The sequence below is a fragment of the Polaromonas sp. P1_F1 genome (genome assembly GCF_056405795.1).
Genome location: NZ_JBFUBJ010000003.1, coordinates 454,328 through 481,133 on the forward strand (window position 1 = coordinate 454,328; position 26,806 = coordinate 481,133).

The window sequence follows — 26,806 nt, forward strand, 5'->3', positions numbered from 1 at the left end:
GGTCGAGCTCTACATCAAGTCCGGAAAACCCGTGAGCCAATCATCCGTCAGCTGGGTTGCATGAATAAAGTCCTTCAGTTGGTGCTTTGAGCAAGCGCCGGCATGCGCATGCCCTCATCCACAATCGTTAGCGGCAGTTCACCGGCACAGTTGCCACGACCCGCCAGCGGGATACACGCAGAAAGCGGCCTGAACTCAGGCGCTGGCAGCGGCGTTTGCGCTTTTGCCTGCTGGTAGGGTGAGCCGCCGGTCGACCCTGCAGCCTGACCAGGCAGTAGTCCGGCCGTGATCAACAAGGTGCCGGGCGTGTAGTTGATCGTGTAGTTGCCATTGGCTGCCAGCAAACCCTGGTTGATCGCGTAATTGCCAGGCTGCTCGCCCGCCACGCGCTGCAACGCACCGCTCAGTACAGAGGCCGCGCTGTCGCCGGCCGCAAACGGCCCGGTGCGGTAAGTCAGCAAAGGGTCGGGCGTATAGACCTGTTTGGCCTGGTTATCGGCGATCACCGAAAGTGACGCTGGCGTAATGACACCGCTGTTGTTCGCGGCATAGCTGACGCTGTAGTTGTTGCCGCCATTACCGTCGTTCATGACCAGTCCGGCGGCAGTCAGCGTCTTGCCGCTGCCGGCATTTTTGTTGTCGAAGGTCTGCGTGGCTGCGCTGGCAACTGTGTCGTACAGCGCGCCGGTGACCACGGACGCTGCTGCCGACGCGGTGGTGCCGTCGTAAACACGGTTGTCGGCCTGCGCGGTCACAGTCAGCGCGGCCGGGGTGATGCTGGCCGTGGCCGCCGCCTGACCGGTGATGGTGTAGTTACCCACGTCGGCGCCTGTGTAGCTGCTGCTGAGGGCGACGGCTTTCCCGCTGCCCACATGTTTGTCGGCGAAAGCGCCTGTGGCAGTTACCGCGAGATCGTCGTTGGTGATCAGGCCAGCGTAGCTTGCACCAGCCACGTTGACGGTAGCGGTCGCGTTGCCGTCGTAGACCTTGTCAGCAGCCGTGATGCCGCTGACCGTCAAGGCCTTGGGTGTGATGTTCGCCGTCGTCGTAGCCTGGCCGGTGATGGTGTAGTTGCCGACGTCGGTGCCCATGTAGCTGCTGGCGAGCGTCACGGTTTTGCCATTGGCTACGTTTTTGTCGGCAAATCCGCCAGTGGCAGTGACCGCGAGATCGTCGTTGGCGATCAGGCCGGCGTAGCTTGCGCCGCTGGTGTTGACGGTAGCGGCGGTGCTGCCGTCATAAACTTTATCGCTGGCCGTAATGCCGCTGACCGTAAGTGCTTTCGGCGTGATGCTGGCCGTGGTCGCTGCTTGATCGGTGATGCTGTAGTTGCCAACATCGGCACCGCCATAACTGCTAACGAGCGTGACAGTTTTGCCGTTGGCTACATTCTTGTCGGCGAAAGTCCCGGTAGCACTAACGCTGAGTACATCGCCGCTCACTAGTCCTGCATAGTTGGCTCCGCTGCTATTGACGATAGCGGCAGTGTTGCCATCGTAGACCTTATCGCTGGCCGTGATGCCGCTGACGGTCAGTGCTTTGGGCGTGATGCTGGCCACCAGCCCGACCGGATTGCTGACGCTGTAGTTAGCGGCGTCGGCGCCAGACAGCAAGCCGCTCCCGCTCAGGTTTACCGCCTTGGCATTGCCAACATTTTTATCGGCGAAGCTGCCCGTCACTCCGCTCAGGCCGAGCGTCACAGCGTCGCCGCTTACCATTCCCGCCAGCGCCGCCGCACCAGTGTTCAGCGTGGCGGTGGTGTTGCCGTCGTACACCTTGTTGTCTGCAGTAAGGCCGCTGACCGTCAAGGTTTTAGGCGTGATGTTGGCGACCACCGCGGTCGGGCTGCTCACGCTGTAGTTGCCCGCATCAGTGCCAGACAACAAGCCCACCCCGCTTACTGTTACTGCTTTGGCATTGCCTACATTTTTATCGGCAAAGTTGCCGGTAGCGCTGCTCAAATTGACGGCAACGTTATCGCTGCCGAGCACGCCAGACAGCGTAGCCGCGCCGGTATTCAACGCGGCGATAGTGTTGCCGTCGTAGACCTTGTCGCTCGCCGTCACGCCGCTCACGGTGAGCGCGGCCGGCGTAATAGTCAGCAGGCCGCCCACAATATCCAGCCCCTGCTGGTCGGAAAACGCGGTGTAGGTGCCGACGTTGCGGCCACTGGCGGCAGTGCCGGTGCGCGTGCCCGAGGGCGCCACCACGCTGCCGGCCTGCGTCGCCGCGTTGTAAACCGTGTTCACATTGGCCACGTTTTGCGCCACCAGAAAATTGCGCAGCAGCGGGCTGGTCATGCCTTCGTAGATGCGCCAAACGGTGGACGTGCCGCCTGTGGCACCCACGTCCCATCCGGCAAAGGTGGCCTGCTGGCGCATCTGCGCGGTCGTGCGGCCGGTGCCGGCAGCGCTGGTAGCCTGCCCCGTGGTGGCGGTGTCCCAGTAGCTGTTGGTGACCGTGCCGGAGGCCGAGCCGGCCAGCCCGCCCAGGGCGCTGGTGCCGCTGACGGCGCCGGTGGCGTAGGTCTTGTCCACCGTGCCGGCCACCACATCGCCGATCAAGCCGCCGACCTGGCTGCCACCGCTCACGCTGCCGCTCGCATAGGCATCGCTGAGCGCGCCGCTGTTGCTGCCGATCAGGCCGCCCACCGCGGTGCCGGTGCCGGTGACGGCCCCCGACGCGTAGGCGCCGCGAATCACGCTGGCAGCGTCGGTGACCCCGACCAGGCCGCCCACGCCGCCGGCACCGACCACCTCTCCCGTGGCATAGACGTTCGAGGTGGGAACACCCCCGGTGTTGACGCTATGCCCTATCAGGCCGCCCACCCGGCTGCCGGCACCCTCCACCCGGCCGGTGGCGTAGGCATTGCTGAGCGTCGCCTCAGCCGATCCGATCAGGCCGCCGACATCGCTGTTGCCCGTGTCGGTCGCCCGCACGGAGCCTTCGGCGTGCACGTTGCTGATGACGCCCATGGTTTGCCCGAGCAGTCCGCCGACGTTCGTGAGGCCTTGCACGTTGCCGGTCGCCACCGCGTTGGAAAGCTGTGCGTCGGCGTTGCCGATCAGGCCCCCGACCGACCTGCGGCCCGTGACGTTGCCGGTGGCCCGGACGTCGGAGACCGTGCCGCCGGCGTACCCCGCCAGGCCGCCGACGTTCGCGCCGGAGACGAGGCTGTCGCCCGCGACCGCGCCGGTCGAACTCGACCGCGTCAGCGAGGTCCCTTCGAAGTTGCCGACCAGGCCGCCAACAAATGAATAGCCGCTCACGTCACCCGTCGCTTCCCCCTGGTCGATCGTCCCGCCGGCGACCCGCCCCACCAGGCCGCCGACGTTCGCGCCGGCATTGCCCACGGCGTTGCCTGTGTTGGTGACGGAGCCGGTGGCTGTGACGTTGCTGAGGTCGGCTCCCGTCGATCTGCCGATCAGCCCGCCACTGTACTGCCGCTGGCTGGTGACGTTCGCGGTGGCGCGGGCGTTCTGGATGGCGCCGCCGCTGTGGTCGCCGATCAGTCCGCCGGTGTAATTGCCGGGTCCCTGCACGGTCACGGCGTCGGAGCGCGCGTCCGTCACCGCACCGGTGTTGCGTCCCACCAGGCCACCGGTGTAGTCCCCGGTGGCGCTCACGTTGCCGGTCGCATAGACGTTAGCCAGCGCTCCGGTACTGTGGCCGACCAGCCCGCCGACGTACTGCGTGACACCGGTGAGTCCCGTGGCCGTGACGGAGCCGGTGGCATACGAATTGGTGATGTCCCCCGAGTAGTTCTGGCCGACGAGGCCGCCAACCCCGGTATAGGTGGTGGTCGCGCCGCCGTCAGCCACCACCGCTCCGGTCGCGCTCGCCTGGGAGATATTGCCGAAATTCCAGCCCACCAGGCCACCCACGTCGCGGGCCGCTCCGTTCACGCCCTGGCCGCCGAGCCTGCCGATGCCGTTGACGGTGCCGCTGGCGCTGACGTTGGTCAGGGTGGTACCCGCGGTGAGCGCGTCGGCGTTGCCGTTCGCGCCCAGCAGCCCGCCCACGTGGGCGCGGCCCGTGACCGCGCCCGAAGCCCGCGCATTCTGCACGGTGGCGCCGCCGCTGAGGCGGCCCACCAGCCCGCCCACATAGTCGTAGTTGTTGCCCCCGTTGACCGCGCCGGAGGCCGACACGTCACGCAGCGTGGCCCCGTTGATGGCCTCGCCCACCAGGCCGCCAATCACCATGTCACCGCTGCTGGTCATGTTGATGGCCACCTGGGCGTGCGCATCCTGCAAGGTTCCCCCATTCATGAAGCCCACCAGTCCACCGACGCTCGACCCGGGACCTGCCAGCGTGCCTGAGGCACGCAGGTTGTGCAGCGTGGCATTGTTGGCGTCGCTGGCCAGTGCGCCTGCACCCGTAAAAGCATTGCCCGTCACGTTGACGAGGTCCAGGTTCCTGACCGTTCCGCCGATCACCGAGAACAGGCCCGTCATGCTCGTCGGCACCCAGAGCTTCAGGTTGCTGATGGCGTGGCCCAGACCGTCCATCACGCCGCCCAGCCCCGTCAGCGGCGAGGCACCCTTGTTGCCGTTCCAGCCCGCGGTCGCGCTGGCGTCGATGTCTGCGCCCAGCGCGTAGCGCAGGCCGCCGTCGAGGTTGATGGACTGCAGGCCCGTGGTGGAGCCTTCGGTGCCAAGGGTGTTGATGACGATGTAGCCCTCGCCGTTGATGGTGAGAAAACCCGTGCCCGCCCGGTCGAAGTTCACGCGGCCGGCGAATCCTGTGAGCGGGTCCACCGGCACCTTGACCTTGCCTCCGGCCACACCTGCATCGGCGCCGTTGGCGGTGCCTGTGTTCATGACCAGGGCCGAGCTGCCGGTCGCGTCCATCACGGCGCGGATGTTGATGTCGCGCGCAGCGGTTAGCGTCAGTGTGTTGGCGTTCCAGTTCACGTTGTCGTTGACGTGGATGTCGCCGTTGCCCGCCGCGTTGCTGCCGCTGCTTGACAGGATGGTGACGTCGCTGTTGGCCAGATTGGCGGACAGCGTGGCGCCGCTGATGTCGCCGCCGCTCGCGGCGATGGTGAAGTCCGCGGGGTCAATCAGCCAGGTGCCGGTCTTGCCCTGCGCGGCGCGCGTGCTGACGTGTGAGCCTTCAGCCACCTTGACATGCGCGCCCGAGGTGTCGATAAAGCCGCCGTTGCCGCCACTGGGTGCGGACGCATCCAGCGTGCCGCCCACCTGCACCGTGCCACCGTCAAAGCCGCCCAGCAGTTTGATGACGCCGCCGCGGCTTTCGAGTGTGCGCGCCTGAATGACGCCGGTGTTGTTGACCACGGTGCCGGCCAGCGCGTCGGCCGCTTTCGCGGTGAGCAAGGCCGTGCCGCCGTCTGCCTGTATCAGCCCGCCGTTGTGCGCGAGCGCATTGACCGCGCCTTCGTCCACCGCGAGTTTAAGCAGGCCGTCTCCTGCGAAGTCGAGCGTGACCTGCTTGCCGGCGGCCAGGGCCACCGTACCCAGGTTGGCCACCAGCGTGCCGGTGTTGCTGACCTGGCCGCCAATCAGCGCGATGCTGCCGCCGTCGGCGGCACGTATCGTGCCTTCGTTGCGCACGCTGGCGCCACTGCCACTGGCGCGCAACACATAACGCCCGGCCATGAAGTCGGTATCGCTCATGCCCAGCGTCGAGGCCACCAGCCCGCCCACGCTGACCTGCGCGCTCTGGCCGAACAACACGCCGTTGGGGTTGAGCAGGAAGACCTGGCCGTTGGCATTGAGCCGGCCCAGGATCTGGCTGGCCTCAGTGCCCAGCACGCGATTGAGTGCAACGGCATTCGATCCGGGCTGCACGAAATTGACGCTCTCGTTGCCGGCAACGCCGAAGCTCTGCCAGTTGATGGCAAGTTTGGGTGTGGTCTGGGTGATGGTGGTGGTGTTGCCGCTTTGCGTGATGCCACCCTGGCCCGCGCTGACCTGGCCACCCGTGGGAGCGGCCAGCGCCTGCGCCGCTGCCAAGCCGGCGGCAAGGGCCAACGCGCGGAGCTTGCGTTCACGCTTGCCCAGGCTGCGTTTGCCCTTGCCGCTGGCTGTTTCGGCCACGGCTTCAAAGCAGGCACCGGCTTCGTTCCAGATGACGCGGTAGGTGTGGTTCATGGCGGTTTTTCCTTCGGTTGTGAATCAAATCGGGCTGCAGCCCTTTCAGGACGTGCGCAAGCAGCTATCAAATATGTAGCGTGAAACAGGCGGTGCGTTGGCCACTCAAAAACTCCTGGACACCTGCAGCCACAGCCGGCTGCTGCGATCCGGCTCGGCGGTGGCCGGGCCGCCGTGCAGCTTGCGTGCGTAAAAGAAGCGTGCGCTCCAGCCGTCGGCATGCGCCCAGTTCAGGCCCAGACCGGCACCCGACAGGCTTCGCCGGTTTGACGCGCCAACGCCGGGCAACGGCTGCTCATTGCCGTAGCCAACGGCCGCGTCGTAAAAGCCGACCAGCTGCCAGCCGGCGCCCAGCGGGTATTGCAGTTCCAGCGTCAGCAGGCTGGCGCGGTCTGACGGCGCTTCGCCCTGCGGGTAGGCGCGCACGGCGCCAGCGCCGCCAAGCGGCAGCTTTTCGGACGAGTCCAGGTTCTTGCTGGGCCACTGGCCGGTATAGGAGACCAGCAAGTTGGCCTTGCCGACGCTTTGCTGGCGCATGGCCAGCAGGCCCAGCTTGCCGAAGCTGCCGGCGCTGCGCACGGTGGCCTCGTCGATGGCCAATGCGTCGGCACTGTTAATGGCCAGCTGGCCGCGCGTATAAGTGGCCGAAAACCCCCAGACGCCACCGCCAACCCAGCCGTCGCGTGCATCACCGGAAAGGCCAAGATTGAGCAGGTTCAGATGCTTGTCATCGGCAGAACCGACGAGGTCGATGCGGTCGCGCAGGCGCTTGTGCTCGGCACTGACTTGCGCGTTCAGGTTGTGCAGGCGTGAGCGCAGCACCGGGTGCGCGGCGAACAGGGTGGCTATGGAGGCGTCGCCGTGTGCGTCCAGGTTTGCAAACTCCCCGCCCAGGCGGTACCTCATCACCGAGACGGCAGCGCCCGCGCGCGTGCCGTTGCCGCCCACCGGTAACTGCCACCCCAGGCGCGCGTAGTTCATATCGCTCCCGGCGGTCAATGCGCGCAGGGACACCAGGTCGCCCAGGCCGGCCGGGTTGTTGAAGTACAGGCTGGCGCCTACCCGTTCGCGGCCGGTGGCGCGGCTGCCGAAATTGTCGGCCTCCAGCAAGCCCGTGACAGCCGGCCCCCGCTCAACGTCCACCACCAGTTCGCTGGTGCCCACCGACGCGCCGGGCTGCAGGGTCGAGCGCACCGCGATGCCGGGCACGTCGGCTGCCAGCAGCAGCGAACGCTCCAGTGCTGCGTCGTTCACCAGCTCGCCCGGCACCAGCGCGGCCAGTGGCAGCGGCGCGGGCAACTCGCCCTGAGGCTTCACGGTGATGGCGCCATAACGGCCCTCCACGACGGCGATTTTCACCACACCATCCTGGATGTCCTGCTGGGGCAGGTAGGCGCGCGCCACCGTATAGCCGTGCTGGCGATAAAAGCGGCTCAGGCGCACCGCCAGTTCCTCGAGACCGGCGAAGTCAAGCTCACGGCCGATGGCGTCCTGCACCACCGTGAGCAGGTCTGCTTCAGAAAAAGCGGTGGCCCCCGAAATTTTTATCTGCGCCACCCGCACCTGGATTGCAGCATCCTCCGGTGATGCCTGTGGCATCGGGGATGCCGCGGCCGGTGCTGCAGGCAGCACAGCCGGCGCATCTTCGCGAGGCACGGGAGCCGCAGGCCTGAGTTGCTGCAACACATTGCCGGCATCGGGAGGGCTGGCCGCCGCTGCAGGCTCCAGCCCGGCCAGGCACGCGGCTCCGCACAACAGCGCCGCGGCGCGGCGCACGGGCCAGGGAGAGGCGTAAAAGCCCTGACGCAGCGGCAGCGAAGCGCCTGTCGTGGATCGGGTAGTGGTTTGCATGCCGCGTATGGTGTCGGGCCGGGAAGGCAATCGCCTCCCCTGATTCGGGGAGACGGTCCGAATTTTTTTGCGGTCAAATAGGCGCACCCGCTAAGATTCACGGCGGCGTCAGCCCCAACAACAACTGAAAGAATCAAGCGCATCCATGTCCATCCTGACCGTGACCCTGGTGGAAGACGACACACCAATTCGCGAGGAATTCGCGCGCATGGTGCGTGAAGATGTTGGCCTCAGGCTGCTGGAGGCGGTGGGTTCCTGCGCTGAGGCACGGCGCAGCTTTTCATTTGCCCAGCCGGACGTTGCACTGATTGATTTGGGCCTGCCCGACGGCGACGGCACCGAACTGATCGCGGACCTGGCCCGCCGCTCGCGCCACACCAGCATCCTGGTGGTGACCATCTTCGGTGACGAGGCCCACGTGGTGCGCGCCCTGCAGGCGGGTGCCCACGGCTACCTGCTCAAAGACACACCGACCGCGGAATTCGGCCGTGCGATCCGCGCCGTGAGCGAAGGCGCAGCCCCGCTTTCGCCGCAGGTGGCGCGCTATCTCCTGCGCAGCTTCGCCGCACCACGGACAGAGGCACAGCGCTGGCTGATGGAGCCGCTGACCCCTCGCGAAAAAGACGTGCTGACGGCCATCTCGCAAGGCCTTTCGGTGCCCGAAACAGCGCGGCACCTCGACGTCGCGCCGTCTACCGTGGCCGCCCATATCAAGAGCATTTACGGCAAGCTGGCCGTGCACTCGCGCGTCGAAGCCGTGAACCAGGCGCGTGCCCGGGGACTGATCTGAATGCGATTGCAGGGCATATGGGCCGCGCTATGCGCCTGCGCCACGCTGATGCTGGCGGCGCCGTCCTGGAGCGCCACGGCGGCCACCCTGGAACGGGCGGTGGTCATCACTGAAGACGCAGGGCGCCCCGCCGAAGTCGATTTCAGCAAGGCTTCGCCCGTCACGCTGCCCGACAACTGGCGCCGCAGCCGCCCTGGTTTTGACGGCGTCGCCTGGTATTCGATCGCGCTCGACGCCCCTCTGAAGGCCGCCGGCGCTACCGGCCCGGAGCATGAACTTGTGCTCGTCGTGCCGCGTGTGGCTGACCTGGGCGAGTTCTGGCTCAACGGCGAACGGCTGGACCTTGGCACGGGCAATGGATTTACCCGCAACCGCGCGCTGTGGGTGCCCCTCGGAGGCCACGTACTCAAGCCCTCGGGCAACCTGCTGCAGGTGCGCGTCAGCGGCAGCGCCGACACCCGCGGCGGACTTTCGCGCATGAGCCTGGGAACCACTGCGGCCGTAGGGCCGGCCTTCCAGGTGCGCCGTTTCCTGCAAAGCATCGCCCCCACGATGCTGATGTTCGCGGTGCCGATCTGCCTGTTCGGCGCCATCCCGCTGTGGTTCAAGACGCGCCGCTACATCCACCTGCTGTTCGTGCTGCTGTGCCTGAGCTGGATGCCGCGGGCACTGGTGATGCTCGCGCCTGAAGCCGGGCCGCCCGGCCCCGAATCCCTGCTGTTCGCGCTGGCCAGCACCCTGGTGTCCAACACGCTCATGATCATGCTGCTGCTGGAGTACAGCCACTGGACCAGCCCGCCCTGGAAGCGCTACCTCAAAGTGCTCTACGGGGTCATCGCGCTGTCTTTCGCAGCGGGCGTCGCCGCCTACCTGAAGGGCGACATGCGGCCCAACGTCGCGGCCGTGCTGCACTGGCCGTATTTCGCCCTGACCATCGCCGTGGTGCTGGCCCAGGTTCACAGGGCTTGGCGCACACGCCGGCGCAACGAGCTGTTCCTGGCCGTGACGCTGGTCCTCTGGTGGGCCGCTGTGCTGCAGGACCTGGCCATTCCTGCCGACCTGAACGCCTTCGACAGCTTCTTCATGGCCCCGGTGGCCGCGCTGCTGGTGCTGGCCACCCTGGTCGCGCGCACGCTCGAGGGCCTGGCGCTGCACCGGGCCAGCGCCGAGGAAGAGATCAACCTTGCCGTCGCCGGCGTCAGCACAGCGCACGGGCAGGCCCTGGAAGAAATGCGCGCGGAATTTGACCGCCGCAAGGCCGAGGAGCGCCAGGCCGTGATCGCCGCCGAGCGTACCCGGCTGCTGCACGACCTGCACGACGGCATGGGCAGCCAGCTGATCACCGCGCTGCGGATGACCCGCCGCGACGAGGTGCCGCGAGAGGAAGTCGCGCGCGTGATTGAGGACTCCCTGGAAGACATGCGGCTCATCATCGATTCGCTGGACCTTGAGGAAAGCGACCTGCTGCCCCTGTTGGCCAACCTGCGTTATCGGCTGGAGCCGCGGCTCAACGCCATCGGGGTTGGTTTGCAGTGGCAAGTGGGGCCGTTGCCGGAGATGGACTACCTGACACCCGAGACAGGCCTTTCCATCCTGCGCACGCTCCAGGAGGCCATCAACAATGCAGTGCGCCATGGCGCGGCCAGAACCATCACCGTTCGCGCACGTGACACCGCCAGCACCGTGGAACTGTCCGTCACAGATGACGGCTGCGGCTTCGACACGCACGCCGTTCCCGCACCCGGCAAGACCCAACGCGGCCTGGCCGCGATGCGAATGCGCGCACAAAAACTGGCGGGCCAGGTCCGCATTTCCAGTGGCACACATGGAACCTGCGTGACGCTGGAGCTTCCGTTAAGACGTTGAGACGGCACCCTTCAACCGCATACACAAAACTTTGGTACGAAGCTTGAGCCGCCCTCTTCTTATGACACTCTTGTGGGCTGCGAGTCCGGCGCCTTGACCGATGCCAGCACGCGGTCGACCATCACGCCTGCCTGGCCCAGGTTATTCATCGGATCGCAGAACGAGGCCAGCTGTTCGCGTGTCACGTGCTTCTTGATCTCCGGGTGCTCCGCCAGCAAATCGATCAGCGGCCGCTTTTGCTGGAGGGCGTCACGGCAGATGTCGTAGACCAGGTCATGCGCGTATTCGCGACCGATGTAAGGGCCCAGGCCCATCATCACGGCCTCCGACATCACGAGGCCGTGGGTCATGTCGATGTTGCGGCGCATCTGCGCGGCATCGACTTCGAGGCCCGCGAGGATGAACTTCGTCTGCTTGAGCGCGCCCGAGATCAGGCAGAAAATCTCGGGCATCGCCACCCATTCGATTTCCCAGGGGCCGGTGGAGCGTTCATGGTCGGCGACCATCGCGTCCATCAGCGATGCGGCCAGCTGGCGCACCACGGAGATGTTGGCGTGGATGTAGAGGCAGGAGATGGGGTTGCGCTTTTGCGGCATGGTTGACGAGGAGCCCCGGCCGGGCGCGAAAGGCTCAAACACTTCGGCGACTTCGGTCTGCATCAGCAGCTTCACATCCATCGCGATCTTGCCGAGCGAGCCACCGACGATGCCGAGGAAGGCGCCAACTTCGGCGAAGTTGTCGCGCACGGTGTGCCACGAAATCAGGGGCTGCCCGAGGCCGAGTTCCTTCATGAGGCCAGCCTGGGTTTCCATCGCGCCTTTTTCAAGCGAGGACAGCGTGCCCGACGCGCCGCCGAATTCACCGACCAGCACACGCGGCTTGAGCTGCGTGAGGCGCTCGCGGTGGCGCTCGATACCTGCGAGGATGCTGGCCATCTTGTAGCCGAAGGTGATGGGCGTCGCCTGCTGCAGGTTGCTGCGGCCGATGATCGGCGTGTCGCGGTGGTCGCGCGCCAGTTTGGCGAGCGAGGCCGAGATGTCCGCGAGGTCGGCCTCGACCAGTGCGAGGCCCTCGCGTATCTGCAGCACGGCGGCCGTGTCGGTGATGTCCTGCGTGGTGGCGCCCCAGTGGCAGTATTCGCCCAGGCCATCCTTGCAATGCGCGTTGATCTGGTTGACCACGGCGATGATCGGGTAGCCGATCTGCTCGGTCTTGGCCTTGAGCTTGACCCAGTCGATCTGGCTGGGCTCGCAGTTCTTCACGATCTCTTCAGCCGCCTCGTTGGGAATGATGCCGAGGGCGCCCTGAACCTTGGCGAGCGCGCGCTCGATGTCCAGGTATTTGGCGGTGCGGTTCTCGTCCGACCAGACATGCCGCATGGCGGCATCACTGAACATGTCGCCGAAAATTTTTGAGTCGATGATGGTTGCGGACATAGCTTCTCCGTTGGGTTATGTATCTTGTGAAAAATCAGGGGTGCGTGCGGCCAGGGCCACGATGCGCTCGGCTTTGAGGACAACCGGGCGATCGACCATCTTCCCGTCGAGCTGGATAGCGCCGCCGCCGGCTGCGCGCGAGGCGCTCAGGATGCGTTGTGCCCAAGCCAGCACTTCGGCGTCAGGCCGCAGCGCTCGATGCACTGCGGCAACCTGCACGGGGTGTATGCACATCTTGGCACCGAAGCCGAGGCTGCGTGCCTGCACCATGTCGGCGGCAACGCGGTCCGCGTCGATGTCTGGCGTGACCCCGGCCACGGGCGAAGGCAGACCCGCGGCGCGTGAAGCAATAGCCAACTGAATCGCGGCGTGCTGCAGGGCCGGGCTGTCGGCGGGAAGATCAAGGTCGGCCATGTAGTCGAGCGAACCGAAGGCCAGGCGTGCGATGCCCGGTGCAGTGGCAAGGTCGAAGGCGGCCAGCAGGCCACGCGCTGTTTCGACCAGCGGCAACACGGTGGTACCTGCATCGAGCGAACCAAGAACGTCAGCCACCTGCCGTCTGTTTTCGCATTTCGGAAGCATGACGCAGACTGCCCGAACCTGCCGCAGGAGCTGCAGATCGTCTGCGTACCAGCCCGTGCTCGCGTCGTTGATACGGATCAGCAGCTTGCCGCGAATCTCCTCGTTGGCGGAGGGTATCCACGCTGCGATGGCTTCGCGCGCGGCAGCCTTGTCCGAGGGCGAGACTGCGTCTTCCAGGTCGATGATGACGCGGTCCGCACCCGAGGCCAGCGCCTTCGCGAATCGCTCCGGCACGTTGCCCGGCACGAACAGGTAGCTCAGCGGCACGACGGGTGACATGCTCATACAGCGCCTTCCGCGCGCAGCTGGGCAATCTGTTCGGTGCCGTAGCCGAAGTGGTTCAGGATCGCGTCGGTGTGTTGGCCCAGCGCGGGCACGGCGTCCATGCGCGGGGCGCCATGTTGCCAGGAACCGGGCGGCAGCATGGCGGGCACGGTGCCCGCCGGTGTATCGATTTCACGCCAGCGCGCGCGCGCTTGGAGTTGCGGATGTTTCCACAGCTCGCTCATGGTGTTGACTTGCGCGTTAGCGATACCGGCGGTTTCCAGCCGCTCGACAACTTGCGCGGCGGTCAGGGTGCTGAAGGCTTCAACGATGATTGACGAGAGTTCGCTCCGGGCGGCGCTGCGCTGTGCATTGCCGGCGAAACGCGGGTCACTGGCAAGCGCGGGCCGCAGCAGCACTTTTTCGCAAAACACCTTCCACTCGCGTTCGTTCTGCAAGCCCATCATCACGGTCTTGCCGTCACCGGCCAGAAACGGGCCATAGGGGTAAATGGTCGCGTGGCTGGCACCCGTTCGCGGGGGCGGCGCCGCGCCTTCAAAGGCGTAATAGAGCGGGTAGCTCATCCACTCCGACAGCGACTCGAGCATCGAGATGTCGATGCGCTGACCCTCACCGGTCTGCCGACGGTGCATGAGCGCGCCCAGGATGTTGGTGTACGCATACATGCCGGCAGCGATGTCGGCGATGGATGGACCGGCCTTGGACGGTGTGTCGGGCGTACCGGTTACCGAGACGAAACCGGCCTCGCTCTGGATCAGCAGGTCATAGGCTTTTTTGTCGCGGTAAGGGCCGTCGTCGCCATACCCCGAGATGTCGCACACGATGATGCCGGGCTTGCGCTTGGCCAACGCTTCGTACGACAGGCCGAGCCGTGCTGCAGCGCCCGGCGCGAGGTTTTGCACCACGACGTCGGCCTCTTCAATGATCAGGCGCATGAGGATCTTCTGCGCCTCCTCGTGCTTGACGTCCAGCGTCAGGCTTTCCTTGGAGCGGTTGGTCCAGACGAAATGCGATGCAAGGCCCCGCACGCGACTGTCGTAGGCCCGCGCGAAATCGCCCACACCGGGGCGTTCAACCTTGATGACCCGCGCACCCATGTCGGCCAGCTGCCGTGTGGCGAAAGGCGCCGCGATGGCGTGTTCGAGCGTGACGACGGTGATGCCCTTGAGTGGTTGCATGGCGTCTCCTCAGCCCAGCGTGGCGGTGGCATCCATCGTGAGCCAGCCTTCGTGGTCACGCCCCCACAGCCGCACGCTCTTGCCGTCGGCTGAAGGCTGCCCGTGGATCGAGAACGGGTTGACGTCGAACGTGGGCCGGACCGCCTTGAACTCAAATTTGCGCACCATGGCCTCAGGCATGTGTCGACGCAACAGGTCCATGAGCAGCGTGGCGATCAAGGGGCCGTGCACGATAAGACCGGGGTAACCCTCGACCTCCGTGACGTACTTTCGGTCGTAGTGAATGCGGTGCCCGTTGAACGTGAGGGCCGAGTAGCGGAACAGCAGCACGTCGTCGGCAACGATGCGGCGCACCCACGCGAATTCCGCGGGCGCTGCCTGCGGCGGCGGAGCCACGTCGGCCGGCGTCGGCGCCGCACGGTAGACGATGTTGTGGTGCTCGGTCAACGCTACGCCCGCAGAACCGTTGCGGCGAAGTTCATGGCGCACCTTCACGAAAACCAGGCTGCCGGTGCGGCCGCTCTTTTCCGTCACATCAACGATGGTTGAGGTGCGCGCGAGCGCGTCGCCGACACACAGCGGCTCGTGGAACTCAAAATCGCTGCCGGCCCACATGCGGCGCGGAAGCGGAACGGGCGGCAGGAATCCGCCTCGCCGCGCATGGCCATCCGGGCCGATCTCCGATTGCGCGTGGATCGGCAGGAAATACAGCCAGTGCCAGAGGTAGGGCAACGGCGTGCCGGGCGCGGGGCGCGAGGTGTCGGCGCGGTCGAGCGTGGCCGACAGCGCTGCGTACGGCGTGGCAGTGGCGGTGTCTTCCACTGTTTCGCTGCGGCCTGTCCAGTCTTGCAAGTTCATGCGCGTACCCTCCTTTCAGTAAAACTTGCGCGACTCAGTCGAGCTTGATTTTTGCGGTCGCCACAACGCCCTTCCAGCGCGTGACTTCCTTTTGCACCAGGGTTTTGAGTTGCGCAGGCGTGCTGGTTTCAACCTCGGCCCCCTGGTCTTCAATGAATTTCTGTACGGTTTTTTCGGCCAGTACGCGATTGATCTCCTGGTTCAGCCGGTCAACCACCACCTTGGGGGTTTTAGCGGGGGCGAACATGGCGTACCACTGCGACATGCTGACGTTGGGAATTCCCTGCTCGGCCAGCGTCGGAACGTCAGGCAAGACGGGAGATCGCTTGTCACCGGCGATGCCGAGCGCCTTGAGCTTGCCGCCCTTGATTTGCGGGTACGCGGTAAACAAACTGGGAAACATGTATTGCGTGATGCCAGAGATGGTGCTCATCACGGCGGGCGCTGAGCCTTTGTGGGGAATTCCGATCACATCCACCCCTGCGGACAGCTTGAACAGCTCGCCTGCGATATGCGGTGCGGTGCCATTCCCCGCCGTCGCGAAGCTGAAGCTGTCGGGTTTGGCCTTGATGAGCTGCACCAGTTCTTTGGCGGTCCTGGCCGGCACTTCCGGGCTGACGACCAGCACCGTCGGAGATGCCGCCACCATGCCGATGGGTTCAAAATCGGTGACCGGGTCGTAGCGCAGCTTTTGCAAGGCCGGGTTGATGCCGTGGGTAGCGATGTAGCCGAACATCAAGGTGTAGCCGTCCGGCGCGGCGCGGGCCACGAACTCGCTGGCAATCGCGCCGTTCGCCCCGGCCCGGTTGTCGACGATGACCGGTTTGCCGAGCCGGGCGCTGAGTCCCTGGGCCAGGACGCGCGCCATCGCGTCGTTGGCGCCGCCGGCGGAGGTCGGCACCACGATGGTGATCGCTTTTTCGGGCCAGTTCTTGGGCGTCGCCGGACTGGTCGCCGCCATGGAGGAGCCAACCGCCAGTGGTAGCAAGCTCAGCATCAGCAAAGTCCGGACGTGGTGTTTCGGCAGCATGGTTTGTCTCCTGTGGATGTTCTGGTTGCCGGATCTTCGGCGAATGAAGGGAATCCGTGAAGTGCAACTTTTGCTAGTATTGGTGCATGGCACGCATCAATTTCGATTTACAGCAACTCGAAGCCTTCGTGGCGGTGGCCGAGCGCGGGAGCTTTCGCGCAGCAGCCGACCATATCCATCTTTCCCCACCCGCTTTAAGCCGGCGCATCGACAAGCTCGAGACCATCCTGGGCGCGCGGCTTTTCAACCGCACCACACGAGAGGTCGAACTGACGGCCCTCGGGCACGTTTTCCTTGATCGCGCACGCGCCGCGCTGGACGACCTCGAGTCCGCCATGCTCGGCATCACCGACATCGCCGGCAGCCGGACCGGCCGGGTCACGGTGGCCTGCGTGCCTTCCGCGGCCATCCATTTCCTGCCCACGGTCGTGAGCTCTTTCTCCGAACGCTACCCGCTGATCCGCGTCCGTGTGATTGACGAAGCCGCCGGCGCGGTGATGGCCAGCGTAGTGTCGGGCGAGTCGGACTTCGGCATCAGCTTCATGGGCAACCAGGTGCCCGGGGTGGACTTCGAGCCGATCCACACCGACCCCTTCGTGGTGGCCATGCCGCGCCGCCATGCACTCGCCGGCCGCAAGACGCTGTCCTGGAAGAACCTGGAAACCGAGCGCCTGATCGCGGTATCGCGTACCAGCGGAAACCGGCAACTGCTGGATGACGCGCTGGCCAAGGCGGGCATCAACCCCTCGTACCGTCTCGAGGTGAGCCACATCGCGACGCTGCTCGGCATGGTCGAGGCGGGGCTCGGGCTTGCGGCTGTACCACGCCTGGCCTTGCCGAAACGGCATCCGTCGATCATCGGCGTTGCGCTCGTCGCCCCGGCGGTGTCGCGTGTCCTCGGCCTCACCACCTTGCGTGGCACGACGCTGCGCGCACCGGCAAAGATGTTCTACGACTACCTGCACACGGCGCTGAAAGAGCGTCGCTAAGGGAAGTGCCAAAGGCCGGCACTGGTGCAGGCCAGGCACCAATGCGTGCTGGTGTTTTTCCTGTTCGGGTCGCGATGAAACTTCGAGCGCCCGAACGATGGGTAGTGGAGCAACCACCGCGACCACCTCGGCCTTCCACCCGAATCAGGGCCGCCGGCCTGGCGGGCGCGTGCCGAAAGGATCGGCTGCGCCTGTTGCCATTCGCGCGCCAATTTGATTATTATAAATAACTATTATTGTGACTCCGTGGCAACCAGTAGAAAAGGCGTATGACCTATCAACCCGCTGTGCAAGATGCGCAATTCATTCTTTTCGACGTACTGGACGCGGGCGGCCAATTGCGACCGATCGAGCGCTTTGCCGATACCGACGGCGACCTGCAGCGGCAGGTTCTGGAGGAAGCAGGAAAGTTCGTCGCCGAGGTTGTGGCGCCGCTGAATGCGGCGGGCGACAACCCGGGGTGCCGCTTCGATGCCGGCGCGGTCGTGACGCCTCCAGGTTTCGTACAGGCCTACCAGGCGTTCTGGCAGGCAGGCTGGCCTGCGCTTTCATGCGCGCCTGAACACGGCGGGCAAGGGCTGCCCTGGGTGCTGGAAGGTGCGCTGTACGAATGGCTGAGTGCCGCCAACCATGGCTGGACCATGGCACCGGGCCTGCTGCACGGAGCCTATGAGTGCCTGGCCCATCATGGCAGCGATGAATTGAAGGCGACTTACCTGGAAAAACTTGTCTCTGGCGAATGGCTGGCCACGATGTGCCTTACCGAAGCGCATGCCGGCAGCGATCTCGGACTGGTGCGCACCCGCGCAACGCCGAAGCCGGACGGCAGCTACCGCGTCAACGGCAGCAAGATCTTCATTTCCGGTGGCGATCACGATCTCACCGGCAATATCCTGCATCTCGTCCTCGCACGCCTGCCGGATGCACCTGCCGGCCCCAAAGGCCTGTCGCTGTTTCTCGCCCCCAAGCTGCTGATGGACGGCAGCCGCAACCATGTCTACTGCGATCGCATCGAAGAAAAGATGGGCCTGCACGGCAGCCCCACCTGCGCCATGCGCTTCGATGATGCGACAGCCTGGCTGGTAGGCCAGCCGGGCGAGGGCCTGAACGCAATGTTCGTGATGATGAATGCGGCGCGTTTGCACGTGGCGCTGCAGGGCATCGGCCTGCTCGACGCCGCATGGCAAAAGGCCGATGCCTATGCGCGCGAGCGCAGGCAGATGCGCGTGCCCGGGCCACGCACCAGCACCGAGCCCGCCGACTTCATCATCGGCCACCCGGCGATGCGCCGCCTGCTGGATACGCAACGAGCCTGGATCGACGGAGGGCGCGTGCTGGCTTACCAGACAGGACTCGAGCTCGACATCGCCAGGTACCACCCTGACCCCACTCGTCGTGAAAGGGCACAGCAGTGGTGCAGCCTGCTCACACCCGTGTTGAAGGCTGCTTTCACCGATCAGGCTTTCCACGGCGCCAGCGAATGCCTGCAAGTTTTCGGTGGCCATGGCTACATCCGCGAATGGGGAATCGAGCAGACCGTGCGCGATTCACGCGTGACCATGATCTATGAGGGCACCAACGAGATTCAGGCCATCGACTTGCTGGTCCGCAAGGTGATACCGGACGGCGGCAAGGCGTTGCGGCAGATGTTCCAGGTCCTGCAGGAGGGCCTGGACGACGGGCGCGCGAACGAGAAGGCTGTATTGAGCTGTTTCGCCCGCCTTGAGATGACGACCGCAGCATTGATCAAGGTCGCGGGTGCGGCGCCCCAGTTGCCCTATTGGGTCGCTGGCGACTACCTGCGCGCGGTGGCGCTGGCACTGCTTGGTTGGGCTTGGGTGCGCATCTGCAACACGCCTGGCGCGCAAGGCAGTGAGCGCTGGCAAGGCCCAAGTGAAGCGCTACGGCGCTGGGTGATGCCTGAGTTCGATATGCGGCTGGGCATCATCGAAGATGAAATCAGGCGCCGGGATTGACCGGCCTTTCATGTGGACGGGGCGACACCGGATCGACGGTCAACCCCAGCATGCCCTGGGCGTTGAGAGATCAGATCTTCCGCACGCCTTGGGCAGCCTGCTAGTTCTGAACCCCGCGACCGCCCAAGGTGCGCTGCGCATCGTTTTCAAGCGCGATGGCATCATCGAAATGGCGAAGGCCGATGTCGTTGAGAACCCGTTTGAAGCTGGCTGCCACCACCGGCTGAAGCGACGCCAGCCTGGCGCCGATTTGTCGGGAAGCCGATTCGAGTTCCTGGTCGGAGACCACTTTCCAGACAAGTCCCCAAGCCATCGCCTGCGCAGGTGAGAACTCTTCGCCCAGGAGCATCAGCGCCTTGGCGCGCGCAACGCCTGCATAGGCAGATAAGGTGGCGGTCAATCCACCCGTCACAAAAACCCCGAGGGAGGACTCCGGCAACTTGAAGCGGGTGCTTTCCCCCGCGATCACAATGTCCGCATTGAGCATCCACTCCAAGCCGGCGCCGACAGTCCAGCCATGAACCGAAGCAAGCACCGGCTTGGGCAGGGACACCAGCGCTTTGGACACGGCTTGCACCAAGACCAGGTCCTCTTCAGTGGGTGGCGCACTGACGTCCCTCCCCGCACAGAATGCCCGGCCATTGCCGCGCAGAAGGAGCACCCGGACGGCATCGTCGCGCGAGGCCAACTCTATAGCAGCAAGAAGTGCACGCGCAAGCTCGTTGTCAATGGCATTAAGTTTGTCGGGGCGGTTCAGGGACACGGTCATGATGCCGTCCGCGGACTCGATCAGCAGCTTGGGAGTTGTCATGGGTGTGATTCTGAACCGGGAAGCCATCAGCGAACGCATAATTTCCGGCCCAATGTTTTTTTGACCGGGCCGTACGTATAAACACCTTCACAAGCAGTTAGTCGAGTTGTACTTTAGCTGGCACGTCCTTACCGCTCCCCAAAACTATCGAATCGCAACTCGCTCGGCTCGCGGCTTAGTGATCCGCGAAAGCGACATCAGCAGCATGACCGTCGACAAAAATTGGAAACATGTGACACAAGTCACAGACCGCAACATCATTTTGGTCAAGGGTGAAGTGGTGTTTGAAGGCAGCTCACCGGAACTGCATGCCCGGCCTGAACTGCTGACGCAATATGTTGGGGTTTAACCCATTTGAACTACTTTTCTTTGATGATGTACTGACTCCTTTAAGGAGGCTTTATGACGCTCATTTTCACGCGCTTCACTACCGCCATCGCGGCGCTCGTCATCCTTGCCCTGCCGATGTCCAGCCACGCCATCGACCTGGTCTTCGGGCAAGTCGCCTCATAGACTAATCCGGCGTCGGCCGCGAACGCCAAAGGCATGGCGGCGGGTATCCAGGCCTATTTCGACAAAGTCAACGCGAGCAGTACCCTGCAGGGCCATAAGCTCAAGCTGGTCACGCTGGATGACAGTCTTCAGGGCCCAAAGATGGTTGAATTGACCCAGCAGCTCATCGGCGACCCGGCGGTGGTAGGGCTGTTGGGCTTTCTCAACAGCGCTGGTCTTGCCGAAATCGCCAAGCAGGACTTGCTGAGCAAGAACGGCATTGCGCTGATTGCGCCGCTGCAAGGCGATAAAAATGTGATTTCTGCCGGCAATGTGTTTCCACTGCGCAGCGGCTATGCGGATGAAGTTGGCGCCCTCCTCAAAGAAGCCAAGACCTGGGGCAAGGACTCGCTGGCCATCGTCAACATGAACGTCGCCTTCGGCCCACCCCTGGCGCAGCTGACGACCCAGCTCAGTGGTCCACAGGGCGTCAAGATCGCGACGCAGCAGGTAATTGACGCCACACCCGACAAGCTGGATGCGAGCGTTCGCGCGGCCGTCGCCGCCATCACAGAGACCCGCCCCAAGGGCATTATTTTGCTGGCTGCGGGAAAGCCTGCGTTTGAATTCGTCAAGGCGGTCCGCGACGCCCCTGGAGGTTCGGTGCAGATCTACGGCCTGTCGGTGCTACAGCACGACGGTCTGGTCAGTGCCACCGGCAAGGACAAAGCACGCGGCATCGTTTTGAGTCAAGCGGTGCCTTTCCCCTTCGTTCCTTCCAAGCCGGTCATCACCGAATATCACGGCGACATGAAGAAATACGCGCCAGGCGAAGTTCTGTCCTTCTCGAGTCTTGAAGGCTATATGGGAGCCAAGATCGCAGTGGAAGCTGTCCGGCGCGCGGGCAAGACGCCCACCCGCGCCGGTGTGCTGCAGGCCTTGTCCAACCTGGGTGAATACAACCTGGGAGGTGTCTTTGTCAACTACACAGCCAACCAGCGGGCCGGTTGGGGAGGGGTGGATCTCTCCATCATCAATTCCGGCGGCAATCTTCAAAAGTAGATTGACGGAATTGCGATCACTGTTCAAAGAAGCGGCCGAAGTTCACGTGCGCAGCAACAACATCAGATCGCGATTGATGACTTCGGCCATCGGCTACTGCAGAGCCGTCATTACCTCGATTGCTGCCGACCTGGGCGTATACGTGGTTGATTTGGGGCGGCAACGAAAGGGCTAGATGTAGGCACCAACGTCGTTGGTCGTGATGGTCGACTGATGTATTAAACAAGTTTGAAGATGCCATGACTCATTTCCTCTTCTTCCGCCCTGCGCACTGGGTTCGCCCTGCTGCCCCTGTTTTTCTCGGCATGCAGCACAGTCCCGAACGTCGATCAGCTCGCAACGTCCTGCGCCAGTCTCGCCCGTCATGTCATCGCGCCTGGTGCAGTGGGACTTCCCAGCGGCAAGGCCTCGGTTGGTCGGCCCTCTCAGAACGCCTAGCGGTCGAACACCTTCACAACCGAGAACCGCTTCATTTCGAAAGTTGCAAGATCAAGCACCGCATTGAACGGTGCAGAAGCAGGATCTTTTGGAAACGCATCCATGGAGGCCTGCGCGTCTTCGGCTGTGTCCCAGTCGACAAGCACGGCCCAGTCCCCTGCATCTCCACGTAGGAGCGTACGCTTTCGGAAACCTTTCCGAGCGCGCATGTAGTCCTGCTCGAAGCGGTCGCTGGCAGCTAGGAACTTGTCCTCGCTGACGCCAGAAGCGGGCCGAAGCCTCACGATTTCAATCACTGACATGGAGTCTCCTTTTGTCCGGGCCACCCTGCTACTTATAGCCAACCATCGTCTGCGCAACCATCTCAGCGTTCCGCGGAGTCGCAGCTTCGAAACCGTACAACTTACCGTACTTTGGACGCAGACTGTCGGTTGCATGTTTCGCAACAGCAGAAAGCCAGGCAGGGAGGAAAGCCGTGTGTGCATTCACGGTCGCAGCGTCTACGCCCACGCCCCATTGCACCTCTCCCAGTGCTTTCGCAACTGCTTCATTTATGTCCTTTAGGAACGACCTGTAAAACTCGACGTCGGCCCTGCTTCCGACATTGCCATGGCCGCCACTCAAGAAAGTCCATCGGAGCTTGGCGACCTCCTCGAGGTTCGCTGCGTAGTAGGCGTAATTCTCAGAGCCCGCAAATGCCCAGAACGGCGGCTGGTCCGGGTTGATCAGGTCGGGAAGATGCAAGACTCCTTCTTGCGGCATCAACCATGCCGCGTGATCGTCGGTGTGGGCTGCACGCTCGAAGCCGTGGAGTTCGACAACAAGCTTCTCGAATTTGAACGAGCCTCTTGGCCATGGAACCACCTCAGTGGGTCTTGGCAAGGAGCTCTTCAGAAAAGACATCTTGTCGGCGGTAGCCTTCGAAGCAATCACGCGGATCTTCGCGGGCATCTCAGTGAACTTTCTGGCATCGCCGATGTGGTCAGCGTGGTCGTGGGAGTACACGATCGCTGTGATCGGAAGCGACGTGACGGAGGCGATGGCCCTTCTCAGCTGTTCACCACGATCTTCGAGTGGATCGAAAAGCAGGACGCCCCGATCTCCGACATAGAACATCGTCCCGTAGTGTTGCCGTTGGAACCAGTACGTTCGCTGAGTCAATCGCTGCAAGATGAACTCGTCCGCAACGTTACGTCCGTATAAACGATCAATTTTTTGACTGGGCTGCAGCGGTTTCGTGGCAGACGCCTCTACGTACTGAGCGCCGATCGAAGAAGGGGCTTCAGGAAGACCTTGGCTCGTAGCGGAAGCCACATGGAAGAGAAGAACACCAGCTGCAGCGCTCTGCAAGGCCGGGAGTAACATGTTGCTGATCATTTGCAGGTTCGGAAAGCAAAATTCGAGCATAGGCACTTGGCCCCCCCACGGGAATACACATCAACGCACACCCGCTGCGCACGAAAGGACAGCTTGGACTGGAACGATCTGCAATATGTGCTCGAGGTGAAGCGCACCGGGTCTGCGGCAGCAGCCGGCCGAAGCCTTGGGGTCTCCCACGCCACGGTATTCAGGCGTATCGAGATCCTGGAAAAGCAGCTTCGCGCGCTGATCTTCCGTAGGTCGCATTCAGGTTTGGTGCCGACAGACCTCTGCATGAGGCTGTGCGAAGTAGGTCCCATCGTCGAGCAAGCGATCGTAGATGCCCAAAGGTTTGCCGACGGTCAAGTAGCCGAACTGACGGGCAAGCTCCGTTTCACCACAACCGATTCCATAGCTCATAACCTTGTGGGTCCATTGCTCGCTTCATTTCGGTCTCAGTTCCCTGCCATTGAGGTGGATGTACTTGTGACCAATAAGCTGATCGATCTCGACCGCCAGGATGCAGATATCGCGCTAAGGCCAAGCAGCCATCCCCCCGAGGCCTGGGTTGGCATGAGGCTCGCACGAATGGGATTCGCCATCTATGCTTCCCATGAGTATTTAGAGGCACATAGCCAGTCTCCTTGGACTGCCCTTCACTGGATCATGCCCGGTGGAGAACTGCTTGCCTCCACCATGGGATCCTGGCTGCAGTCGCAATTGGACGCCCCGACGATCGTGGCCAGTATCGATACGTTCGTCGGTCTTGCAAAGCTGGCCGCTGAGGGTATGGGGGCTGCATTACTTCCGCGCTTCGTCGGCGCCTCTGACTCACGTCTGAAAGAAGTCACTCGAGTTCCAGATGCAGCGTGCGTAGATCTATGGATCCTCACGCACGCGGATTCGCGCGGATCGGCACGCATCAAAGCCTTTATGACGCATGTCGCAGCTGCCCTTAGAGACAATCCGCACTTTCAGCATGAGGCATGAGGCATGAGGCATGAGGACAAGTCTCCTCCTGATCCTGGTCGCTTGTAGCCGTCATGTTCGCCGATGAACAGGCGTTCGCGCAATTCGGAAGCGGCGCACCCTTGTAGTGACCTCGGTTTGTCTCTTTCCACGATTGACGCGCACATCCTTCCTTTCCGCGCAACGCGGACCGGCAAGCGTGTAACAGTTGGCCCGACAGCCGCCGTTTGCAATGTCCGCCCCTTGGCCCGGAGCAGTTGCCCAGCTATTTTCGGAGCTGTCATTGTCCGACGGACCTTTATGTAATCCGATGGACTTTATTAATGGCAATCAGCGTGTTTGCAAAAAGAAGGACTGTCAAAAAACTATGAGAATCTCCACTTTTTTGCAATCCGGTAAAAAATACCATTTGTCTGCTTTTTCGGAAAATACGCAAAAGTAAAGACTGTCAACATGCTCAGGACAACGGTTTGCGTCCTTGTTTGACCCGTTGTCGCATCAATAAAGCCAACGACGCATTTGTTCCAGCGTGAGATTGCTGCCGCACAACACCGTCGCCAGTCGCTCGGACCGAAGCGATGGGTGCTCGATCACCGCCGCGACGCCAACCACACCGGCGGGCTCGACGACCAAGCCGGCACTTTGGAATACCAGCTGCATCGCACGCTCGATGGCAACTTCACTCACCAGTAGCACCTCGTCGACCAGCTCCTTCATATCCTCCAGCGCCTCCGGTACTGGCCGGCGCACCGCGATGCCGTCTGCGATGGTGTTGACCGTGCTCCGCTCAATCAGGCGATGCCCCTTCCACGACACGGCCATCGCATCAGCGCCTTCTGCGCAGACGCCGATGACTCGCACCCCCGGTGCATGAGCTTTGATCCAGCGACCTGCGCCATTGAGCAAAGCGCCGTTCCCCAATGGGAGCAGCAGAGTATCGAACTGGTGCTGTGCCAGGAGCTCGCGGGCAATGGTTCCCGCGCCTTCAGCAATGCTGACTTCCCGACCGTCCTCGACGAACATGGCACCGGAAGAAGCACAGAAGCGCCAAGCCTCTTCCTTGGCGGTATCGAAGTCCTCACTGTGAAGGCGAACCTCCGTCCCCATCGCACGCATGCGCTCTACCTTGAATGGATTGGCGGTCGTCGCGCTGTACACGACCAGCGGCCATCCACGAGCCCGGCATACGTAGGCCATCGCTTGTCCCCAGTTCCCGGCCGTGGCACAGACAAGCATTCGCCCAGCGAGATTCGCCGCGTTCTCATGCATGAAAAAATCGGCGCCGCGTCCCTTGAAAGAACGTAGAGGGTTCAGCGTTTCCACCTTCAGGAGCAAGGATGCGCCGAGCGACTGACTCAGCGGCTCGCATTCAAACTGCGGGCTATCACGAAATACGGGGTCGATCAGCGTGGCGGCACGCTCGATGTTAAGCGTGGAAAGTCGATGGGAGTTGTTGATAATAAGCATGCCGAAAGTATGCGTACCCGGCCGGTGTGCCCAGCCGCGATTTAGCCGCTCGTTTTGACGCTTTGCCGCATTCAATCCTTCGTTCCTGCAGACATCCGCCGCCATGACCCTCGACGCGTTCGACCGCCAGATTCTCGAAATTTACCAACGCGACACCCGCTTGCCTGCCGAGCAAATTGGGACGCAGGTCGGCCTTTCTGCTGCTGCCGTGCAACGCCGCCTTAAGAGATTGCGGGAAACCGGCGTTATCCTGGCCGAGACGGCCGAGCTCGACTGCGAAAAACTCGGGTTAGGCATTACCGCCATCGTGCAGGTCGATCTCGTCGACGAATCCGCGCGCGCCACGTTGGCTTTTCGTAAAAAGGTGGACACGCGCAGTGAAGTTCAACAGTGCTACGGCGTTGCGGGAAACATTGACTATGTCCTCATCGTCATCGTGCCCGACCTCGCGGCCTATGAAGTGTTCTGCAACGAATGCCTGCTACACGACGCCAACGTCAGAAGCTTTACGACGCACATCGTGCTCGATGCACATCGGCGCCGGAATGCGCTCCAAGTAGCAGTCAATGAGCGGTGATCGGGGTAGTCACAATTCAACGACGTCGTAGGTGGAATTTCTATCTGCCACACAGTTGAAATGCGTTCCTGAGTGAGAGGGCAAAGGAGACAGGCGCTGGCATGGCCGACCACCCGTATTGCCGCCAGCATGGCACCCCCATCTCCGACAGACGTTATTCCCACGGAATAGCTGATTGCCATGAATAAAGTCCGTCGCGGAATTCCTTTGAGATGAATACCTTTCGGCTACTTTTTCTGCGGTTTTTGACCTAGCAAAGTCCGTCGAAGATTCCAGGGCTGCGCAAAGATTTTCGACAACTAAATGAAGTACGTCGAAGACATCGCGTTGACGCATCTTTACCTGCACCTGATCGGCGATTTGCGGCGGTCAGCCATTGCCACCTCCGGATCCTGCGGGTAGTATGCTGGCGATTGCTGCGGCGTGAACAAAGTCGAAGAGGCCTGCGTTGGAGCACCAGTTAGTCCGAAGTAACCGCTCTGATAGACCATGAGAGAAATTCGCCTCTGCTGGGCCGCACATGTTGTTCATCACGAAGCCCAGGTCAGGGACGGCGGACTGTGGACTCCGGCAACCGAGGAGATACGCCGTGACTATCAGATCATTGCCGACGTTTGCAATGAGGTCTACGGCGCGGGTTCACACTGGATCCAAGAGCGCGAAGCATAGGGTAT

At 63.1% G+C, this 26,806-nt stretch carries 17 protein-coding genes and 2 pseudogenes; 8 read left to right on the top strand and 11 right to left on the bottom strand.

The features are described 5' to 3' along the window. Positions 1-74: 74 nt before the first annotated feature. Together AC1DZE_RS11480 and AC1DZE_RS11485 are read right to left on the bottom strand one after the other, a co-directional pair. Positions 75-6,116: a YDG domain-containing protein gene (locus AC1DZE_RS11480; RefSeq protein WP_477700046.1), complete on the bottom strand. Its 6,042-nt coding sequence runs from the start codon at positions 6,114-6,116 to the stop codon at positions 75-77. Positions 6,117-6,221: 105 nt separating this feature from the next. After that, positions 6,222-7,967 (bottom strand): ShlB/FhaC/HecB family hemolysin secretion/activation protein, encoded by a 1,746-nt coding sequence (locus tag AC1DZE_RS11485; RefSeq protein WP_477673387.1) that lies wholly within the window; start codon positions 7,965-7,967, stop codon positions 6,222-6,224. A 145-nt stretch (positions 7,968-8,112) separates the two neighbouring features. On the opposite strand from AC1DZE_RS11485, the gene AC1DZE_RS11490 reads away from it, so the two are divergent. After that, the gene (locus AC1DZE_RS11490) at positions 8,113-8,757 is read left to right on the top strand and encodes a response regulator (RefSeq protein WP_477673388.1); all 645 of its coding nucleotides are present in this window, start codon (positions 8,113-8,115) and stop codon (positions 8,755-8,757) included. Beyond that, entirely contained in the window at positions 8,758-10,623 is a 1,866-nt protein-coding gene (locus tag AC1DZE_RS11495; protein ID WP_477700047.1) for a sensor histidine kinase, read from the top strand. A 59-nt stretch (positions 10,624-10,682) separates the two neighbouring features. On the opposite strand, the gene AC1DZE_RS11500 is transcribed toward AC1DZE_RS11495, so the two are convergent. Genes AC1DZE_RS11500 through AC1DZE_RS11520 form a run of 5 tightly spaced genes read right to left on the bottom strand, consistent with a single transcriptional unit; the run spans position 10,683 to position 15,992 of the window. Beyond that, positions 10,683-12,059: a class-II fumarase/aspartase family protein gene (locus AC1DZE_RS11500; RefSeq protein ID WP_477700048.1), complete on the bottom strand. Its 1,377-nt coding sequence runs from the start codon at positions 12,057-12,059 to the stop codon at positions 10,683-10,685. 15 nt (positions 12,060-12,074) lie between these two features. Continuing rightward, entirely contained in the window at positions 12,075-12,926 is an 852-nt protein-coding gene (locus tag AC1DZE_RS11505; protein WP_477700049.1) for an HpcH/HpaI aldolase/citrate lyase family protein, read from the bottom strand. Then, positions 12,923-14,104 carry a CaiB/BaiF CoA transferase family protein gene (locus AC1DZE_RS11510; RefSeq protein WP_477670000.1) on the bottom strand — a complete coding sequence of 394 codons (1,182 nt, stop codon included), beginning with the start codon at positions 14,102-14,104 and terminating at the stop codon, positions 12,923-12,925. The genes AC1DZE_RS11505 and AC1DZE_RS11510 overlap by 4 nt, the downstream gene beginning before the upstream one ends. Before the next feature lie 9 nt (positions 14,105-14,113). Next, a complete protein-coding gene (locus AC1DZE_RS11515; RefSeq protein WP_477672836.1) occupies positions 14,114-14,962 on the bottom strand; it encodes an HTD2 family dehydratase in 849 nt (282 codons plus the stop codon). A gap of 34 nt (positions 14,963-14,996) precedes the next feature. Continuing rightward, positions 14,997-15,992, bottom strand: coding sequence for a Bug family tripartite tricarboxylate transporter substrate binding protein (locus AC1DZE_RS11520; protein ID WP_477670002.1), 996 nt, complete (start codon positions 15,990-15,992; stop codon positions 14,997-14,999). Between the two features lie 86 nt (positions 15,993-16,078). Between AC1DZE_RS11520 and AC1DZE_RS11525 the strand changes: the two genes are divergently transcribed. Next, positions 16,079-16,981: a LysR substrate-binding domain-containing protein gene (locus AC1DZE_RS11525; protein WP_477670003.1), complete on the top strand. Its 903-nt coding sequence runs from the start codon at positions 16,079-16,081 to the stop codon at positions 16,979-16,981. A gap of 269 nt (positions 16,982-17,250) precedes the next feature. After that, a complete protein-coding gene (locus AC1DZE_RS11530; protein ID WP_477670004.1) occupies positions 17,251-18,957 on the top strand; it encodes an acyl-CoA dehydrogenase family protein in 1,707 nt (568 codons plus the stop codon). A 100-nt stretch (positions 18,958-19,057) separates the two neighbouring features. Here the strand turns inward: AC1DZE_RS11530 and AC1DZE_RS11535 are convergent, their stop codons facing one another. Next, the gene (locus AC1DZE_RS11535; RefSeq protein WP_477672835.1) at positions 19,058-19,768 is read right to left on the bottom strand and encodes an enoyl-CoA hydratase/isomerase family protein; all 711 of its coding nucleotides are present in this window, start codon (positions 19,766-19,768) and stop codon (positions 19,058-19,060) included. 178 nt (positions 19,769-19,946) lie between these two features. On the opposite strand from AC1DZE_RS11535, the pseudogene AC1DZE_RS11540 reads away from it, so the two are divergent. After that, a pseudogene (locus AC1DZE_RS11540) lies at positions 19,947-20,117 on the top strand (ABC transporter ATP-binding protein); the annotation flags it as partial. Positions 20,118-20,305: 188 nt separating this feature from the next. Next, positions 20,306-21,322, top strand: a pseudogene (locus AC1DZE_RS11545) (ABC transporter substrate-binding protein); the annotation flags it as partial. A 434-nt stretch (positions 21,323-21,756) separates the two neighbouring features. Here AC1DZE_RS11545 and AC1DZE_RS11550 read toward each other — a convergent pair. Together AC1DZE_RS11550 and AC1DZE_RS11555 are read right to left on the bottom strand one after the other, a co-directional pair. Further along, positions 21,757-22,062 carry a hypothetical protein gene (locus AC1DZE_RS11550; protein ID WP_477700050.1) on the bottom strand — a complete coding sequence of 102 codons (306 nt, stop codon included), beginning with the start codon at positions 22,060-22,062 and terminating at the stop codon, positions 21,757-21,759. Between the two features lie 28 nt (positions 22,063-22,090). Next, entirely contained in the window at positions 22,091-23,137 is a 1,047-nt protein-coding gene (locus tag AC1DZE_RS11555; RefSeq protein WP_477700051.1) for an MBL fold metallo-hydrolase, read from the bottom strand. 93 nt (positions 23,138-23,230) lie between these two features. Between AC1DZE_RS11555 and AC1DZE_RS11560 the strand changes: the two genes are divergently transcribed. Continuing rightward, entirely contained in the window at positions 23,231-24,109 is an 879-nt protein-coding gene (locus AC1DZE_RS11560) for a LysR family transcriptional regulator (RefSeq protein ID WP_477700052.1), read from the top strand. Between the two features lie 477 nt (positions 24,110-24,586). Here the strand turns inward: AC1DZE_RS11560 and AC1DZE_RS11565 are convergent, their stop codons facing one another. Further along, positions 24,587-25,555 carry a threonine ammonia-lyase gene (locus AC1DZE_RS11565; protein WP_477700053.1) on the bottom strand — a complete coding sequence of 323 codons (969 nt, stop codon included), beginning with the start codon at positions 25,553-25,555 and terminating at the stop codon, positions 24,587-24,589. Positions 25,556-25,658: 103 nt separating this feature from the next. On the opposite strand from AC1DZE_RS11565, the gene AC1DZE_RS11570 reads away from it, so the two are divergent. Further along, complete coding sequence (locus AC1DZE_RS11570) at positions 25,659-26,132, top strand: Lrp/AsnC family transcriptional regulator (protein ID WP_477700054.1); 474 nt, start codon at positions 25,659-25,661, stop codon at positions 26,130-26,132. Positions 26,133-26,806 lie beyond the last annotated feature (674 nt).

Bases quoted from the DNA above. Each gene is read 5' to 3' on its own strand.
- AC1DZE_RS11555 (WP_477700051.1), bottom strand. From the start codon at position 23,137: ATGATCAGCAACATGTTACTCCCGGCCTTGCAGAGCGCTGCAGCTGGT.
- AC1DZE_RS11525 (WP_477670003.1), top strand. From the start codon at position 16,079: ATGGCACGCATCAATTTCGATTTACAGCAACTCGAAGCCTTCGTGGCG.
- AC1DZE_RS11510 (WP_477670000.1), bottom strand. From the start codon at position 14,104: ATGCAACCACTCAAGGGCATCACCGTCGTCACGCTCGAACACGCCATC.
- AC1DZE_RS11500 (WP_477700048.1), bottom strand. From the start codon at position 12,059: ATGTCCGCAACCATCATCGACTCAAAAATTTTCGGCGACATGTTCAGT.
- AC1DZE_RS11490 (WP_477673388.1), top strand. From the start codon at position 8,113: ATGTCCATCCTGACCGTGACCCTGGTGGAAGACGACACACCAATTCGC.
- AC1DZE_RS11550 (WP_477700050.1), bottom strand. From the start codon at position 22,062: ATGTCAGTGATTGAAATCGTGAGGCTTCGGCCCGCTTCTGGCGTCAGC.
- AC1DZE_RS11570 (WP_477700054.1), top strand. From the start codon at position 25,659: ATGACCCTCGACGCGTTCGACCGCCAGATTCTCGAAATTTACCAACGC.
- AC1DZE_RS11505 (WP_477700049.1), bottom strand. From the start codon at position 12,926: ATGAGCATGTCACCCGTCGTGCCGCTGAGCTACCTGTTCGTGCCGGGC.
- AC1DZE_RS11565 (WP_477700053.1), bottom strand. From the start codon at position 25,555: ATGCTTATTATCAACAACTCCCATCGACTTTCCACGCTTAACATCGAG.
- AC1DZE_RS11515 (WP_477672836.1), bottom strand. From the start codon at position 14,962: ATGAACTTGCAAGACTGGACAGGCCGCAGCGAAACAGTGGAAGACACC.
- AC1DZE_RS11535 (WP_477672835.1), bottom strand. From the start codon at position 19,768: ATGACAACTCCCAAGCTGCTGATCGAGTCCGCGGACGGCATCATGACC.
- AC1DZE_RS11480 (WP_477700046.1), bottom strand. From the start codon at position 6,116: ATGAACCACACCTACCGCGTCATCTGGAACGAAGCCGGTGCCTGCTTT.
- AC1DZE_RS11520 (WP_477670002.1), bottom strand. From the start codon at position 15,992: ATGCTGCCGAAACACCACGTCCGGACTTTGCTGATGCTGAGCTTGCTA.
- AC1DZE_RS11530 (WP_477670004.1), top strand. From the start codon at position 17,251: ATGACCTATCAACCCGCTGTGCAAGATGCGCAATTCATTCTTTTCGAC.
- AC1DZE_RS11485 (WP_477673387.1), bottom strand. From the start codon at position 7,967: ATGCAAACCACTACCCGATCCACGACAGGCGCTTCGCTGCCGCTGCGT.
- AC1DZE_RS11495 (WP_477700047.1), top strand. From the start codon at position 8,758: ATGCGATTGCAGGGCATATGGGCCGCGCTATGCGCCTGCGCCACGCTG.